Origin of the sequence: Pseudomonas sp. UYIF39 (assembly GCF_029963765.1) — a bacterium.
In the GTDB taxonomy this organism is placed as follows: domain Bacteria; phylum Pseudomonadota; class Gammaproteobacteria; order Pseudomonadales; family Pseudomonadaceae; genus Aquipseudomonas.
In genome coordinates this window covers 1-15,762 of the sequence record NZ_JALBYU010000001.1, presented here as the reverse complement: position 1 = coordinate 15,762, position 15,762 = coordinate 1, and the positions used below count along the sequence as shown (strand labels likewise).

The following is a 15,762-nucleotide window of genomic DNA, read 5'->3' as shown; positions in this document are numbered from 1 at the left end:
TCGGGGGTGAAAAACACCCTACCCGACGACGGCGCAAGGCTCTAGACCGAATGCGACACTTGCAACCACGCAGGAGCGTGGGAACGATCACGTTTCACACCGAATCAAGTAATTCGTGATGCGGTTCGCCATCGCCGCAACAGATGACGCGGTTGCGACCGGTGGCCTTGGCTTCGTAGAGCGCCTGGTCGGCGTCGTTGAGCCAGAGGGTTGCGTCGGTGTGGGCCGGGTTGAAGGCGGCCAGGCCGATGCTCAGGCTGACTTTCAGCGCCGGGCTCTGCTCGTAGCCCAAGGTCGCGAAACGATCACGCAAGGCATCCATGGCGGCCACAGCGCTCGTGAGCGGAAGGTCCGGGAGGATCACGCAGAACTCGTCGCCACCGTAGCGCCCGGCAACATCCGCCGCGCGCAAGTTCTGCTTGAGCATTTTGCTCAACTGACGCAGGACGATGTCCCCGGCAACGTGGCCGTAGGTGTCGTTTATGGATTTGAAATGATCGATGTCGATCAGCGCAATCGCCCCGCCCTGCTGCTGACGTTTGCAACGCTGGAGTTCGACTTCCAGTTGATCCTTCCAGGCGCCGTGGTTCAGCAGGCCGGTGAGGCTGTCGGTGCGGCTCAGGGCCAGCAATTCACGCTTTTGTCGGCCGAGGGTGTGGGCCTGGCGGAAGCAGATCCAGCCCAATGCCAGCGGATACAAACACATCAAGGGCAAACAGGCATACATCTGCACTTGGCTGGTTTGCGGGATGAAGGCGGGGGAGAAAATCAGCAGTCCGACGCCTATCCCGAGAATCTGCGCCACGGTTCCCGCCAACAGGAAACGCAAACCGCCAATGGCCACATTGTTCATCGCCATCATGGACAGGGTCGTCGCGCCGGGCAGCGGATTGAACTGCATGGCAGCGACCCAAAAGCCGCCGAGAAAGGCGTCCACCAGCAGGTTGCGGTGTTCAGCGTGATAAGGCACTTGCGCGCGGCGCGCCCATTGATAAGCCAGGTGCGGCCAGAGTACGGCGTTGAGCAGCATCGCCACCCAGACCCACGGTGCAGGGTTGAGTGGATACATCGCCGCGCTCACGAGCAACAGCCCCAAAGCTAATCCCAGGATTCGCGATGTATAAAGCCTCCTGGCCAGTGAAAGTCCTTTTCCTCCCGTTTTTCCCATAGGAGCCTCTGCGCCACAGAACGGAACCTGAAAACACTAGGGTTTCAAGTGTGGTGAGAGTCTATCAGGGTAACGTCAAATAGCCATCACCGGCTGGCGGTCTGAATACCCAGGCATAGCCATGAGGCGAGCGTCCAATGTTTGGCTATACATGAAAGGAGGGTTCGATCAATAACGATAAAAAAGGAGGCCCATGCAGACCTTTCAAGTGCTGATCATCGGCAGCGGTTTTGGCGGCCAGTGCGCGGCGATCAATTTGCTCAAGGCAGGCATCAGCGATTTCCGCCTGCTGGAACGACGGGACTTTTTCGGCGGCACCTGGTGCCAAAACACCTACCCCGGTGCCGCGGTCGACGTGCCCTCGCCGCTCTATTCGCTGTCCTTCGCGCCTTACCGCTGGACGCAAATGTTCGCCGAGCAGGCCGAACTGCACCACTACACCCAGTACGTGGTGGAGCACTTCGGCCTGCGAGACAAGGTGGAACTGCAGGCCAATGTCGAGCGCATCGAATGGGACGATGACGGCAAACGCTGGGCGGTGCACACCGCCAGCAAAGGCACGTTCCATGCGCAGTTCCTGATCAACGCCACCGGGCCGTTGAGCCAACCCGTGATTCCACACTTCGAGGGCCAGGAGCGGTTTCAGGGCAAGACTTTTCACACCAACAACTGGGATCACACCTACGATTACCGGCAAAAACGCGTGGCCATCGTTGGCAGCGGCGCCAGCGCGGCCCAGGTGATTCCGACGATTGCCCCGGACGTCGAGCATCTGCATGTGTTCCAGCGCACGCCTCACTGGGTATTGCCTCGGGCCGACCGTGCCTTTGGGCCATTCCAGCGTTGGTTACTGGGGCTCAAACCGGCCTACAAACTGTTGCGCTGGATGATCTACTGGCTGTTCGAAACCCGGGTGATTGCCTTCAAGTATTCGAAACCAGCGATCCGCTTGGTCCAGCAACACGCCCTGCGCTTCCTCAAACGGCAAGTGCCCGACCCCCAATTACGGCAAAAACTGACACCCGACTACGTCATCGGCTGCAAACGGGTGATCATCTCAAGCACCCTGTACCCGGCGCTGGGTCGCAGCAACGTGAGCCTGCACAGCCGCGAGCAAGGCATCGCCGCCATCGATGAAACCGGCATCGTCACCCAGGACGGCCAACACATCGACCTGGACCTGATCGTCTGGTCCACCGGTTACGACGCCACCGACGGGGTGATTTCCTACCCGGTCACCGGCAAAAACGGCACACAACTCAAAGATTTCTGGGCCCAGTATCCGCGGGCCTATCTCGGCACCAGCCTGCCGGACTTCCCCAACCTGTTTATCGTCACCGGCCCCAACACGGGCATTGGCCACACCTCGGCGCTGTTCATCATCGAGTCCCAGATGAATTACATTCTCGATTGCATCCGCACGTTAAAAGAACACGGTTTGCGCAGCATCGAAGTACGCCCCGAAGCAGAACGTACCTACACTGAAATGATCCACCGGGAGATGGAACGCACCGTCTGGAAGTCCGGGGGCTGCCACAGTTGGTATCAAAGCAAGAGCGGTCATGTGATTGCGATGTTTCCGGGCTTCAGTTTCAGCTATCACCGGTTGACCAGGGCGCTGAAACCCGCCGATCACATTCTGTCCTGATCACGTAAAAGGAAGATGCCTGATGCTTTTGTTGGTTGTCGCAATCGCAGTTTTCGCGGCCTGGAGCTGGTTGAGTTACCCGGCTATCGGTTATTGGCTCTATGACTTGGACATGTCGATAGAGGCCAAGCTGTATCGACTGCACAAAATTGTCGTGCCGATCGCCGAAATGACTGTCTCGACCTGGCAAGGCGGGCCGTACGAAGCGTCCAGCAGTGTGCTGATGCTCCACGGCTACAGCGCCGACAAGAACATCTGGCTGCGTTTTGCCCGGCACTTTGTCGGCAACTATCGGGTGATCATCCCCGACATCGCCGGCCATGGCGAAACCGGCTTCAAGGCGGGCGGCGGCTACGACATTCCCTTGCAGGCCAAGCGGATGATCCAGTTGCTCGATGTCTGCGGCGTCGAGAAAGTCCATGTGATCGGCAACTCGATGGGCGGCTACATGGCAGCGTGGCTGGCGGCCACGTACCCGGATCGCATTGTTTCGGTGGCCCTGATCGACCCGGCAGGTGTCACCGCCCCCGAAACCAGCGACCTGGAGCGGCATTTGGCCAAGGGCCACAACCCGTTCCTGATTCATTCACGGGAAGAATTCCAGCGCTTATACGCCATGACCATGGCCGAATCGCCGTGGGTACCCAAGGTGGTGCTGGACGCCATCGCACAACGCTATGAACAGAGTCGCGATGAGCTGGAAGAAATCTTCAACGACTTCCGTGCCAGCCCGCCGATGGAGCCGAAACTGCCCGACATCAAGTGCCAGGCGCTGTTGCTGTGGGGACGCAAGGACCGCTTGATCGATGTCAGCAGCGTGGCGATCTGGAGCAAAGGCATCGCCGATCTGCGAGTGGAAGTCTGGGACCACACCGGCCATATGCCGATGGTGGAACATCCGACGAGCGCGGCGCGGTTGTATCGGGAGTTTTTGGCATCGCTGCGCTCCGAACTTCCGGTGTAGCAGCTGCCGAGCCTGCGAGGCTGCGTTCGGCTGCGCAGCAGTCGCAAACCCTGTATGCACGTTCCTTCTGACACACCACAGTGGCTGATTTCACGACTGCTTCGCAGCCGAACGCAGCCTCGCAGGCTCGGCAGCTGCTACAACAAGCAGTCCTTTGCAGAATGAAGTTCGTAAGATTCTTCGTTTGTCAGCGCCGCGCAAGGCTGCGATCTTTTCCCGCATCCTTTACGTCACCGCGCCAGGAATTCTTTCATGAGTCACCCGAACTTCGTCAGCCCTGACCTGATCCGCCAACGCTTCTCCAAAGCGATGTCCGACATGTACCGCGAAGAAGTGCCGCTGTACGGCGCGCTGATGGAACTGGTGGAACAGACCAACCGTCACGTGCTGGACAGCGATCCACAGATCGCCCGACAGTTGTACAGCACCGGTGAAATCCAGCGCCTGGACCTGGAGCGGCATGGCGCGATCCGTGTTGGCACCGCCGATGAACTGGCCACCCTCGCCCGGCTGTTTGCGGTGATGGGCATGCAGCCGGTGGGTTATTACGACCTGACCCCGGCCGGCGTGCCGGTGCACTCCACGGCTTTTCGCGCGGTGCATGAAGCGGCGTTGCAGGTCAGTCCGTTCCGGGTATTCACTTCCCTGCTGCGCCTGGAACTGATCGAAGACCTGGAACTGCGAGCGTTCGCCCAATCGGTGCTGGATAAGCGTTCGATTTTCACGCCCACTGCGCTGACCCTCATCGATCGTGCCGAAACCCAGGGCGGCCTCACCGAACAGGAGGCCCAGGACTTCGTCGAACAGGCGTTGGAAACGTTCCGCTGGCATCACACCGCCACCGTGACCGCCGAGCAGTACCGCGAACTCAGCGCCCAGCATCGCCTGATCGCCGACGTGGTGGCGTTCACCGGCCCGCATATCAACCACCTGACGCCGCGCACCCTGGACATCGACATCGTCCAGGCGCAAATGCCTGCCCACGGCATCACTCCCAAAGCGGTGATCGAAGGCCCGCCCCGCCGTCAGTGCCCGATCCTGCTGCGCCAGACCAGCTTCAAGGCCCTGGACGAGCCTGTCGCCTTCACCGATCAAACCGAGAATCGTGGCAGCCACAGCGCACGTTTCGGCGAAATCGAGCAACGCGGCGCCGCGCTAACCCCCAAAGGCCGGGCGCTTTACGACCGTTTGCTCAACGCTGCACGTGATGAATTGAAAGACTTCCCCAATGAAGCCAACGCCGCTCGTTACAACGCGCTGATGGTGCAGCACTTTGCAGAATTCCCTGACACCGTTGAGGGCATGCGCCAACAGGAACTGGCGTACTTTCGCTACTTCGTCACGGAAAAAGGCTTGGGGGCCGATGAGCTGAAATCATTGTCGCTAGAGGATCTGCTCAGCGGCGGGTATTTGCGGATTGAACCGTTGGTGTACGAAGATTTCCTGCCGGTTAGCGCCGCGGGGATTTTTCAGTCGAACCTGGGCGATGCAGCGCAAACCCACTATGGCGTGCAATCGAACCGGCAGGTGTTCGAGAAGGCGCTGGGGCGGCCGACGATTGATGAACTGGCGTTGTATGCCGAGACGCAGCGGCGCTCGATCGAGGAATGTTTCGCCGCTATTACGCGATGACACGTTGAAAAGATCGTCCGCAGGCTCGGGCCGCGTGCGGACGATCTTTTGATCCTATTTCAGCTTCGCCAACAACGCCTCAGCAGCAGCTTCGGACGACGCCGGATTCTGACCGGTGATCAGCAATCCATCAGTAAGCACATAACTGGCCCAGTCAGCCCCCTTGGAATAGACACCACCCTTCTCCTTAAGCATGTCCTCCACCAAAAACGGCACAACCTTCGTCAGTTGCACAGCCTCTTCCTCAGAATTGGTGAAGCCCGTGACGCGCTTGCCTTTGACCAGCGCCTGGCCGTCCGCGCCCTTGACGTGACGCAACACACCCGGTGCGTGGCAGACGGCCGCGACCGGTTTGCCCGCCTGGTAAAACGCCTCGATCAGCGCGATCGAAATTTTGTCTTCGGCCAAATCCCACAGAGGGCCATGGCCGCCCGGATAGAAAATCGCGTCGTAATCTTCAGCTCTCGTGCTGCTCAGCAGAGCGGTAGACGCCAATGCGGACTGGGCCGCGGAGTCTTTGCGAAAGCGCTCGGTGGCCGCGGTTTGCGCGTCCGGCTCGTCGCTTTTTGGGTCCAGCGGCGGTTGGCCGCCCTTGGGCGAGGCCAGGGTCAACTGAGCGCCGGCGTCCTTGAAGGCGAAATACGGCGCGGCGAATTCTTCCAGCCAGAAGCCGGTTTTCTTACCCGTGTTACCCAATTGATCGTGTGACGTTAGAACCATCAGGATTTTCATGTCGTTCTCCTTGAGTTCGCAGATGTTCATTCATCTCGGCGCTGAGTTTGACCTCCAAGCTGCAGCATTCGTTGCACCTGTCACCCTAGCGGTTCTGCTACCGGTTTTCGGCAAATCAGACGATGGGTCACCGAATGATGGCCAACCGCCTTGATGCGCAAGAAGTTGCGCACTCAACGCTGCGAAAGCCCTTCCCGGCTCGCTGATCGCCCGGCCTGTCAGGCGCCCCAGCCAAGTGCGCAAGAAGTTGCGCAGTACTGCGCAACTTCTTGCGCACATCCACTGGCGATCGCTGCCGAACATCCTTCGCGAGCGCTGAAAACCATCTCAACCTCTTGATTTATATAGCCTTAACCGTTTCTGGCACGGACCTTGATAACAGTCAGGCACCCACCGGGCGATACCGCCTCCCGGGCACCCTAACTTTTAGCAAGGAGCACATCCATGGCTACACCAGCGTACATGTCCGTCACTGGCGAGAAACAAGGTCTGATCACTGCCGGCGCATTCACCGCCGACTCGGTTGGCAACACCTACCAGGAAGGTCACGAAGACCAGGTCATGGTTCAGGCTTTCAGCCACGACGTGATCATCCCGCGTGACCCGCAGTCCGGCCAACCGACCGGTCAGCGCGTTCACAAGCCAGTCGTGATCACCAAGGTCTACGACAAGGCTTCGCCACTGCTGCAAGCCGCTCTGACCTCCGGCGAGCGCATGAGCGAAATCGTTATCCAGTGGTACCGCACTTCGGCTCAAGGTACCCAAGAGCACTACTACACCACCAAACTGGAAGACGCGATCATCGTCGCCATCAACAACAAAATGCACAACTGCCAGGACCCGTCGAACTCCCACTTCACGCACCTGGAAGAAGTGCAGTTCACCTACCGCAAAATCACCTGGACCCACGAAGTATCCGGTACTTCGGGTTCCGATGACTGGCGTCAGCCAGTCGCTTAATCGCGGCTGACCGCTTCACGCATCGGCCAGCTCTGCTGGTCGATGTTGTTTACGCGCCTCCAGAATTTCGCGTCCGTTGACCCGGTTTCCGGGTGTCGACGAGCGCAGTAAGCACTGCACAAGGAACAAGGGATGTTCGCGCCGGCCAATCAAACTCACTTTGCCCTGACCATCGAAGGTCTTTCCAGTGACTTCCAGGTTCTTTCCCTGCAAGGTCGGGAAGCCATCAGCCAGCCTTTTGTGTTTGAGGTGGAGCTGGTCAGTGAACAGCCGTCCCTGGACCTCGAGACCCTGCTGCACAAACCGGCCTTTTTGCAGCTCTCGCCTGACGGCAGCGGCATCCATGGCCAGATCTATCGCGCCGCCCAGGGTGATTCCGGCAAACGCCTGACCCGCTACGCGGTGACCCTGCGCCCGCACTTGTCTTACCTGGCGCACCGCACCAACCAACGCATCTTCCAGAACCTTAACGTGCCGAAAATCATCGGCTGCATCCTCGAAGAGCACGGCATTCAAAGCAATGCCTACGAATTCAAAGTCGGGGCTGTTTATCCCGAGCGTATTTACTGCGTTCAATACGATGAATCGGACCTGCAATTTATCCAGCGCCTGTGCGAGGAAGAAGGTATTCACTACCACTTCCAGCACAGCGCCACGGCCCACAAACTGGTGTTCGGCGATGACCAAACGGTGTTCCCGAAACTCGCGCCCGTGGCCTACCAGCAAGACTCCGGCATGGTCGCCAACGACCCGGTGATCAAGCGCTTCGACCTGCGCCTGGAAACCCGCACCAGCCGCACCACCCGCCGCGACTACGACTTCGAAAAACCGCGCCTGACGCTGGAAAGCGAAAACCGTGGCGACGCCCTGCCCGACCTCGAAGACTACGACTATCCCGGTCGCTTCATCGACCGCGAACGCGGCAAGCACCTGGCCAAACGCGCCCTCGAACGCCACCGCAGCGACTTCCAGCTCGCCGAAGGCAGAAGCGATCAGCCGTTGCTGGTCAGTGGCCACTTCCTGGCGCTGACCCAACACCCTAAACCTAAATGGAACGACCTGTGGCTGCTGACCGAAGTCCTCCACGAAGGCAAACAGCCGCAAGTGCTGGAAGAGTCGGTCACCAGCAGCACCACTAACCTGAAAGACGATTTCCACCAGGGCTACCGCAACCGCTTCCAGGCCACCCCGTGGGACGTGCCGAACCGCCCGCCGCTGACGCAAAAGAAACCGCGCATCCTCGGCAGCCAAAGTGCCGTGGTCACCGGGCCAAAAGGTGAAGAAATCCACTGCGACCAATACGGTCGCGTCAAAGTGCAATTTCACTGGGACCGCGAAGGCCAGGCCGACGACAAGACCAGCTGCTGGCTGCGCGTCTCCTCCGCCTGGGCCGGCGCCCACTACGGCGGCATCGCCATCCCGCGCATCGGCATGGAAGTGCTCGTCAGCTTCCTCCAAGGCGACCCCGACCAACCGCTGATCAGCGGCTGCCTGTACCACAAGGAAAACGTCGTCCCGTACGCCCTGCCGGCGAACAAAACTCGCAGCACCTTCAAAACCCTGAGCTCCCCCGGTGGCGGCGGCTACAACGAACTGCGCATCGAAGACAAAAAGGGCCAGGAACAAATCTTCCTGCACGCCCAGCGCGACTGGGACGAAAACGTCGAGCACGACCAGAAAATCCGCGTCGGCAACGAACGCCACGACACCGTCGAGCAAAACAGCTACAGCGAATTCAAGGCCGAAGAACACCACACCGTCTACGCCGACCGCAAAGTCGAAACCCGCGCCAATGACCACCTGACCGTGGGCGTCAACCAACATATCAAGGTTGGCACTGGTCAATTCATTGAAGCCGGCCAGGAGATTCACCTGAGCAGCGGCATGAAAGTCGTGCTCGAAGCGGGCAGTGAACTGACGCTGATTGGTGGTGGGAGCTTCATCAAGATCGACGCCGGCGGCGTCACCCTGAGCGGCCCGGTGATCAACATGAATTCCGGGGGGAGTCCGGGGAATGGGACGGGGGCGGCGCCATTGTTGCCGGGGCCGTTGAAGCAGGCAGATGCGGATAAGGCTGGGCAACTATTGGTGCCCGCACAGCGGCAAGCGTTGATGCAGAAGAAGCCAATCTGCGCGATTTGCGAGAAGGCCAAACTGGAGGCGCAAAATGCTTAAGTCCGAGTGGCCGCTGGAAAATGGGTTGCCTCAAGGCCTGCCGTGGAATGGCACCGTCGGTTTGCTACTGGATGGCGTCAGCGTCGAGAAACTGCCTCAACACCTTTATCAATGGTCGGATAATCCTGTTTTCGAGCCACTCTACCTCGGTACCCCGTGGGCTGAATTGGGGGACGTTTCGCCGTGTCTGGTTCAGATAAAAGCGCAGAACAATCCCATCCTGGCAAAGTTTCTAGCTGAGTCTCGCCAAGAATGGGGCTACCTCGTGTTCAGCGATCAACCCTGGGAAAACATGGTCGACCACTTTCGCTGGCTGACCAGCGTCATGCACCCACAGGGTGAGGAAGTGCTGCTGCGCGTCGCTGATCCGGCCGTGGCCCATGCGCTGCTCGACTACGGCGAGAGCATCAAGGACCCTACCCTATTCGGCCCTTGCTCGCAGGTCGTCGGCGCCGATGCGGCACTGGGCTGCTGGCACATCAACCAGCGCCCCGGCAAAGCCCCCGAGCCGAACCACAGCAAACGCTACCGCTTGAGCGACGAGCAACTCAGCCAACTGGATGAAGTGAATTTTCGCAGCATCGTCCTGCGCCTCGACGAACACATGCACGAATACTTTCCGTCCTATCAAGCACAAGCGACGCCTCTGCAGCGCTGGGAACACCTGCATGCATTGGCTTCGACTTCATATGATCGAGGCTTCAACACCGAGCTCGACATCACCCTCTATGCCAACATTCACGGGTTTCTCGGTGAGCGGGCGCTGGAGGAGCATCCGGACCTGGATGCGATACTCAAGACCCCGTCGGAACAAACGCCCGCTCAGCGACTCGAACGGGTCGCTGATATTGCCCAGGAACGGGCTGAAACTCTGCTGAGGAGCCAAGGATGACAACGCCCACATCGACCGGCAAAAGCCCGAACAACGTTGCAAAAAGCCGGGACGACGGCAAGTGTGCCCTAGGCGGCTGCTCGCTGATGAAGGCCAAAATCCAGCTCATCCCTCTCCGTTACGGCCTGGTCGAAAGACTCGACCCATCCAGTGCACTGGCCATGCCGTACAAAACCACCTCACGTCCTCTGGGAATTCGCTTGATCCGCGATGGCTGGCTCTACGTCATCGTCGACAAGAAACCTCAAGCCGTCATGCACGAATACCGAATCCAGAACGGCATCGTGACCCAACTGCTGTGGGAAAAAGGCGAAATCACCGCCAACAAACGCGAAAGCAACGTGGGCGAAGCCGTGCTGGTCTTCCCGCGTTTGAGCAAGCTCTACGTCAACTACTCCGAAGTGCAATGGACCGCCGCCAAATGCGCGCAGGTCATCAAGCACAAATCCGAGCGTGAATACTTCATGCAGGCAGTGGACCTGACCAAGACTGATCCGGAGAAAGGCGCGGCTAATCTGTTGACGCCAAGTCAGGCGGAAAAATGGATTGCGGAAGTTGCGGAGCAGCCGAGTAAAGAGCGGGCGGTTACGGGTGCCAAGCCTGAGGAAAGCCAGGACTATCTCTGGGAGCAAGCGACGCACTTTAAGAAAACTCAGTTGGGCGCGCTCAAAAAGCAAGTCAAGGCAGAAAATGAGCGTGACCATCTTTACTTGGTCTTACAGGATGACTTGGGCGTGCTGCGCGATCTCGCCGAGCATCAGGATTTGGTCACTGGGTGGATCAGTGACTGGAGTGACGCTGAGGCGAATCAAAAGAAGTATGTGTTTGGCTGTTATATCGAGTCGCTATATAGGGTAACCGGCGATTCGATCCTTAAAGCCGCTCAAGGCGATCCGCGTTTTGCCGAACTCAAGGACGAAACCACCGAAGAACAGCGACAATCCATCGTCGATTACGTCAACATCAAAAACCAGACTCATTATTCAGGTGCGGGCACACAGCGTGGTGCTGTCGCAGCTTCAAAGTTACGTATGCGCACAAGCCTTGGGGCTTTGTACGCTAAGTACGAAGACTTGATCGATTCCATTGACAACAATGCAGATGACGCGTTAGATGGCGCAAAAATGGGGCAAGACGGTATCAATGACCTAATTGATCGTCCCGCTATGGAAGCCTTCCTGAAACAGCAACGAACTCAACTCAGCCGCTGGAACAGGCGGTTGGACTTGATCACAGATGACCGAGTCAAATTAGCAAGCGAAAAACGCTTCCATCGCTCCGCCTGGTATTTCGACTCTAAGCTATCTAATCAGATAGAAACATCTCTAGCCACTGAATATGCATGCTTGAAAGATATTTGCCGAACAGACAAGGCGACTGACGCGATCGCAGAGCTAATCGAAAAACAACCCGGCTTTACAGTACCTACATTCTTCACTCTGAGCCTTACAGATCAAAAAGATTTTTACGCGAAGATGAGTTCGATTGTAAAAACCGTACGCGACATCCCTCTTTCCACTGGTGACTACAAGGGAATAAAGGATCTTAGTGTCGAGTTCAAAAAACTATTGAATCAAGACCTTCCTGCAGCAATGAACCTCAGCGAAGATGGCATAACTTTCGACCAAACAAGAAGTACTGTATACGAACCTGCCAAACAACTTCGATTAGCGAACGCCCTTGAAGAGGCCATGCAAAGCGTGCGCAGTGGCCAGCCCATTGATCCAGCGAAAGTTCTACGCCATATTCCCGGAGCCGCGTGGATTGACGTATTAAGAACCTTCGGCAAAGAAGGGATGACCTTGGAGTTCGCGTCGGCGGAACAAGCTCGAGCGTACAAAGCCGATTCAGAAAAAGCCGGCGAGATTCGTAAGAAAATGGCTTCGCTAAAAAACGAAATCAGGCAGATGCTGGCGAATGAGCGTAAAGGTAAAGCACCTAAAGGCAGTCATCGTGCATTGATTGCACAACGTAAATCCATTCAGCAGATGCTACCTCCTCTGGAAGCAAGCATTGCTTCCGCTATGAGGCTCGTTGGTGAAGGGCCCAGCAAAGTCGGATTAAAGATTAAGGGCCTGACCAGCGCACAAGAGGTCGAGTTCCATCGTATGGCAGAAGACTATCGATTGAACCGCCCAGACAAATTGAAAGGTCTTGGAAAAGATATATTCAAATCGGCAGGTGGAGATATTTTTGCGTCTGCGGTTATGGTAGTTCAAATCATGAGCTTTCTAACTGTACAGTCGGAGTTCTCTCGAAAAAAAGATGCTGATTTTTCTGACAAGCTAGCAGTAACCAACTCATTTTTCTCGATGCTAGGCGGGATATTTGCTGCGGCTCAAGGGATATCGATAACGACCTTAACAGCAGCGCAACGTAATTACTCAAGTGCGGCCGGAAAAATCAAATTGGCGGCGCGTTTTGGCAGACTCACAGGTGGATTGGGGTTAGCCGCGTATGGATTTGGAGCGTCAGCCGCAGCAACTAGCTTGTATGGAGAGAAAGGTTCAGTTGTCAAATGGACAGAAGCGTTAAGATCAGGTGACGGAGGCAAACTGGCTGGTGCTTCTATGACACTTGTTGGAGATTCTGGACAACTTGCAGTTAATGGCTGGGCAACGGTTCGTACCGGCCAATACATGTACGAGGCCGCTTCAAAAGTCAGCGAAGCGAGAGCAGTTGCGTGGGCAACAGCAGGTGGCAGAGTCCTAAGCGTGGCAGCTCGCGCAAATTTGATCGGACTTGGACTCACTATTTTGCAGCTCGGCGGTGAGTGGATCTACAACCATTACAACAAGTCAGAATTGGACAAATGGTTACAGCAAGGTGCATGGGGTAAAAAAAGTCTGCAGCGCCCACTGGAAGAGGATCGCCTGCAATTGGCAGACATTACTGCGGCACCTCAAGTAGGCTTAAAAAATATTAATGGCCAACCAATGGCTGTGATTAGTATTCCGGGCATCACGACTAGTGAGTTAGACCATGTAAGTTTCGAACTAGAGGCATACTGGCTCAATAACTCACCCCATTACAATTGGGAACCATGGACCGAGCCGATGGCATATCAACTAAATCTTCTCAGCACTCCCGACGCATCACTTAAAATGGGTCTTGAGATTTTTCAACACGAAGCTAATGCGATGCACGGGTTAGCTATTAAACTGCGCTATCATCCTCTCGCTGGAAATAGCGCAATCCGAGAGAAATACTTTCAGACCATGACACTTAATGCAGGGAAAGAAAAAACGATTCCTTCTATTCCCGCGCTACGCGTCCGCAATGCCAGTGCGCCATCATTGCTCGTGACTACTGATCTTCTCAACGTGCCTGGCTCCACCCAACGCCTCGGTAAAATTTGATGCCTTTACAGAACCAATCACCTCTCGACGATATGCTTGGACTGAACAAAAAAAGACCTGCATCCGGTGAAACTCGTAGTTTTGCGACTGGAGAGGCTGTTTTCTTTTCTCCACTTCCCGTACCTACGGGTAGCACTCCAATGGATCTGGGGGGTAGCTTCATCGAGGTCAATGAGACCTATCTCGATGTAGGTAGCACCAACTTTGGCAAGGCATTTCAGGCAAGAGCGATGATCGGCCTTTGTATGGGTTTTATAATTGCCTGTCTATTAGTTTTACCGACGATCATGGGCTTTTCGACCTTCAACAATCCATTTGGCCGTGATTTCTCTTGGTATTTCAGCGAGTTCTTTGAGTCGGGTTTATATATTTCAGGATGGGGAGGAACAGCGTTCGCGGCCCTTGGTTTGTACGTCGTCATAAGCACGACAAGAAAAAAATCTCAAGCCCGCCCTATACGCTTCAACAGGCAACGCCGTGAGGTCTGTTTTTTCGCGGACGGGTCTGATGAGCCTGTGATTCAGCCATGGGAAGGGATGGTGTCCTGGCTCTCGGTCAGCACTGGTGTTACCGGTGTAGGCGTCATGAGCACTTATACATTCGGCATGGCTTTCGACGATCTTAAAGCCGATACCGTGCATTTTGTAAACCAAGGTGTAATGACCCCAACTCATGGTTTGGGCAAGTGGGAAGCGATCCGCCTCTACATGGAAAAGGGACCGCAATACTGCCCGAATAAAGCACCTTACGAGGGTCGCCATACTTTCGATCAACAACGTGCAAATATGCACGAGGAGTACCAACACAACGAGCGTTCCGCTCTGAGCGTTGGCTGGTGGTATTTTTCTCATGCAATCACTTTGTGGCGCTTTCCGTACTGGGTAGCAGAATGGGATCATCGTTTCAGCATGAAATCTCTACCTGCATCCATTGCCGAATGGTCCAAACCTTTGCCTTCTGAACAATGGGCCAAACCAAGCGCCGCTCTGAAAGAGCAAACCATGAAGATCGAAAAGGCCTTTACTCAAGGACAGGATTTCATGGCGTACTTTAAGGCCAACCTAAACGAAACCAAGGCAGAAGAATCAACAAATAATTGAATAGAACTGAACAAACTTTATGGCTTTCTGCGTGACACCTACCTCTCCGCAGTACGACGAGTTCGATATACAAAAGCAATGACCTATCGTTGGTGAAACTCGTCGTTTTGCCACTGGAGAGGCTCTATTTTTGTCGCCACTGCCGGTGCCCACCGGGCAAATCCCCATGGATTTTGGCGGAAGCTTTGTTGAGGTTAATGACACATTCCTTGACGTAGGCAGTAGTAATTTCGGCGAGGCTTTCCAATCCAGGGCAATGATTGGGCTCGGTATGATGTTCATTTTTTCATGCCTGATTGTTCTGCCTTTGCTTGCAGGAACTACTACCTGGGGAAATCCTTTTTCCGAGTCCTTTTGGGACAGAGCGGGAGGCATGCTCAATTTCGGTGTGACCTTTAGTATTTGGGGAGGAGGAATAGCTGCGCTCCTGGGTACTTACGTTATCTTGAGCACTACCAGAGCAAAGTCGCGCACCCGTCCTATTCGATTCAACCGCCAACGTCGTGAAGTCTGTTTCTTTCCCGAAGGTTCTGACGTCCCCGTCATTCAACCATGGGAAGAGACAGTATCTTGGCTTTCAATCAGTACAGGTGTTATTGGAGTAGGAGTAACAAGCGCCTATACCTTTGGTATGGCGTTCGACGATTCCAAAGCTGACGTAGTGCATTTTGTGAGACAAGGCGTGATGACTCCTGCTCATGGCTTGGGTAAGTGGGAAGCCATACGTGTCTATATGGAAAAAGGTCCAGAGTTCTGCCCTGGCAAAGCACCATACGAAGGCCGTGGCACCTTCGATAAAGAACGACAAGACATGCATGAGGAGCACCAACACAACGAACGTTCCGCTTTCGGGGTTGGCTGGTGGTACCTGACACACCTGATCACCTGGTGGCGCTTCCCGTACTGGATTGCTGAATGGGACCATCGTTTCAGCATGAAATCTCTACCTGATTCCATTGCTGAGTGGTCCAAACCTCTACCGTCTGAACAATGGGCCAAGCCAAGCCCAGCGCTTAAAGAGCAAAGCGCGAAAATCGAAAAAGCCTTTGCTCAAGGGCAGGATTTTATGACGTACTTTGTAGTGGTCAACTAATCCCGGACACGACGTTAAATTTTTCTTCGGCCCGAGCTG

11 protein-coding genes are annotated in these 15,762 nt (G+C 55.9%); 9 read left to right on the top strand and 2 right to left on the bottom strand.

Annotated elements, in window-relative coordinates; translation table 11 throughout:
* Positions 1 to 94 precede the first annotated feature (94 nt).
* Positions 95 to 1,168, bottom strand: a complete 1,074-nt coding sequence (locus MO767_RS00055; protein ID WP_282478859.1) for a diguanylate cyclase — start codon at positions 1,166 to 1,168, stop codon at positions 95 to 97.
* Positions 1,169 to 1,361: 193 nt separating this feature from the next.
* On the opposite strand from MO767_RS00055, the gene MO767_RS00050 reads away from it, so the two are divergent.
* From MO767_RS00050 to MO767_RS00040, 3 genes are all read left to right on the top strand, one after another.
* Positions 1,362 to 2,816: an NAD(P)/FAD-dependent oxidoreductase gene (locus MO767_RS00050; protein WP_282478858.1), complete on the top strand. Its 1,455-nt coding sequence runs from the start codon at positions 1,362 to 1,364 to the stop codon at positions 2,814 to 2,816.
* Positions 2,817 to 2,838: 22 nt separating this feature from the next.
* Positions 2,839 to 3,780, top strand: coding sequence for an alpha/beta fold hydrolase (locus tag MO767_RS00045; RefSeq protein ID WP_282478857.1), 942 nt, complete (start codon positions 2,839 to 2,841; stop codon positions 3,778 to 3,780).
* 252 nt (positions 3,781 to 4,032) lie between these two features.
* Positions 4,033 to 5,412, top strand: a complete 1,380-nt coding sequence (locus tag MO767_RS00040; RefSeq protein WP_282478856.1) for a VOC family protein — start codon at positions 4,033 to 4,035, stop codon at positions 5,410 to 5,412.
* 54 nt (positions 5,413 to 5,466) lie between these two features.
* Here MO767_RS00040 and MO767_RS00035 read toward each other — a convergent pair whose 3' ends face one another.
* Positions 5,467 to 6,144: a type 1 glutamine amidotransferase domain-containing protein gene (locus tag MO767_RS00035; RefSeq protein ID WP_282478855.1), complete on the bottom strand. Its 678-nt coding sequence runs from the start codon at positions 6,142 to 6,144 to the stop codon at positions 5,467 to 5,469.
* Between the two features lie 444 nt (positions 6,145 to 6,588).
* Here MO767_RS00035 and MO767_RS00030 point away from each other — a divergent pair, with 444 nt between their 5' ends.
* The 6 genes from MO767_RS00030 to MO767_RS00005 all read left to right on the top strand — a co-directional run bounded on the left by MO767_RS00030 (position 6,589) and on the right by MO767_RS00005 (position 15,723).
* Positions 6,589 to 7,104 carry an Hcp family type VI secretion system effector gene (locus MO767_RS00030; RefSeq protein ID WP_054051032.1) on the top strand — a complete coding sequence of 172 codons (516 nt, stop codon included), beginning with the start codon at positions 6,589 to 6,591 and terminating at the stop codon, positions 7,102 to 7,104.
* A 132-nt stretch (positions 7,105 to 7,236) separates the two neighbouring features.
* Positions 7,237 to 9,279 carry a type VI secretion system tip protein TssI/VgrG gene (gene tssI / locus MO767_RS00025; protein ID WP_282478854.1) on the top strand — a complete coding sequence of 681 codons (2,043 nt, stop codon included), beginning with the start codon at positions 7,237 to 7,239 and terminating at the stop codon, positions 9,277 to 9,279.
* A complete protein-coding gene (locus MO767_RS00020; RefSeq protein WP_282478853.1) occupies positions 9,272 to 10,171 on the top strand; it encodes a DUF4123 domain-containing protein in 900 nt (299 codons plus the stop codon). Before tssI ends, MO767_RS00020 begins: the two co-directional genes overlap by 8 nt.
* Complete coding sequence (locus MO767_RS00015) at positions 10,168 to 13,530, top strand: toxin VasX (protein WP_282478852.1); 3,363 nt, start codon at positions 10,168 to 10,170, stop codon at positions 13,528 to 13,530. The genes MO767_RS00020 and MO767_RS00015 overlap by 4 nt, the downstream gene beginning before the upstream one ends.
* Positions 13,530 to 14,630: a DUF6708 domain-containing protein gene (locus tag MO767_RS00010; RefSeq protein ID WP_349016910.1), complete on the top strand. Its 1,101-nt coding sequence runs from the start codon at positions 13,530 to 13,532 to the stop codon at positions 14,628 to 14,630. Before MO767_RS00015 ends, MO767_RS00010 begins: the two co-directional genes overlap by 1 nt.
* Positions 14,631 to 14,796: 166 nt before the next feature.
* Positions 14,797 to 15,723: a hypothetical protein gene (locus MO767_RS00005; protein ID WP_282478851.1), complete on the top strand. Its 927-nt coding sequence runs from the start codon at positions 14,797 to 14,799 to the stop codon at positions 15,721 to 15,723.
* Positions 15,724 to 15,762: the final 39 nt, after the last annotated feature.

Bases quoted from the DNA above. Each gene is read 5' to 3' on its own strand.
- MO767_RS00055 (WP_282478859.1), bottom strand. From the start codon at position 1,168: ATGGGAAAAACGGGAGGAAAAGGACTTTCACTGGCCAGGAGGCTTTAT.
- MO767_RS00050 (WP_282478858.1), top strand. From the start codon at position 1,362: ATGCAGACCTTTCAAGTGCTGATCATCGGCAGCGGTTTTGGCGGCCAG.
- MO767_RS00045 (WP_282478857.1), top strand. From the start codon at position 2,839: ATGCTTTTGTTGGTTGTCGCAATCGCAGTTTTCGCGGCCTGGAGCTGG.
- MO767_RS00040 (WP_282478856.1), top strand. From the start codon at position 4,033: ATGAGTCACCCGAACTTCGTCAGCCCTGACCTGATCCGCCAACGCTTC.
- MO767_RS00035 (WP_282478855.1), bottom strand. From the start codon at position 6,144: ATGAAAATCCTGATGGTTCTAACGTCACACGATCAATTGGGTAACACG.
- MO767_RS00030 (WP_054051032.1), top strand. From the start codon at position 6,589: ATGGCTACACCAGCGTACATGTCCGTCACTGGCGAGAAACAAGGTCTG.
- tssI (WP_282478854.1), top strand. From the start codon at position 7,237: ATGTTCGCGCCGGCCAATCAAACTCACTTTGCCCTGACCATCGAAGGT.
- MO767_RS00020 (WP_282478853.1), top strand. From the start codon at position 9,272: ATGCTTAAGTCCGAGTGGCCGCTGGAAAATGGGTTGCCTCAAGGCCTG.
- MO767_RS00015 (WP_282478852.1), top strand. From the start codon at position 10,168: ATGACAACGCCCACATCGACCGGCAAAAGCCCGAACAACGTTGCAAAA.
- MO767_RS00010 (WP_349016910.1), top strand. From the start codon at position 13,530: ATGCCTTTACAGAACCAATCACCTCTCGACGATATGCTTGGACTGAAC.
- MO767_RS00005 (WP_282478851.1), top strand. From the start codon at position 14,797: ATGGATTTTGGCGGAAGCTTTGTTGAGGTTAATGACACATTCCTTGAC.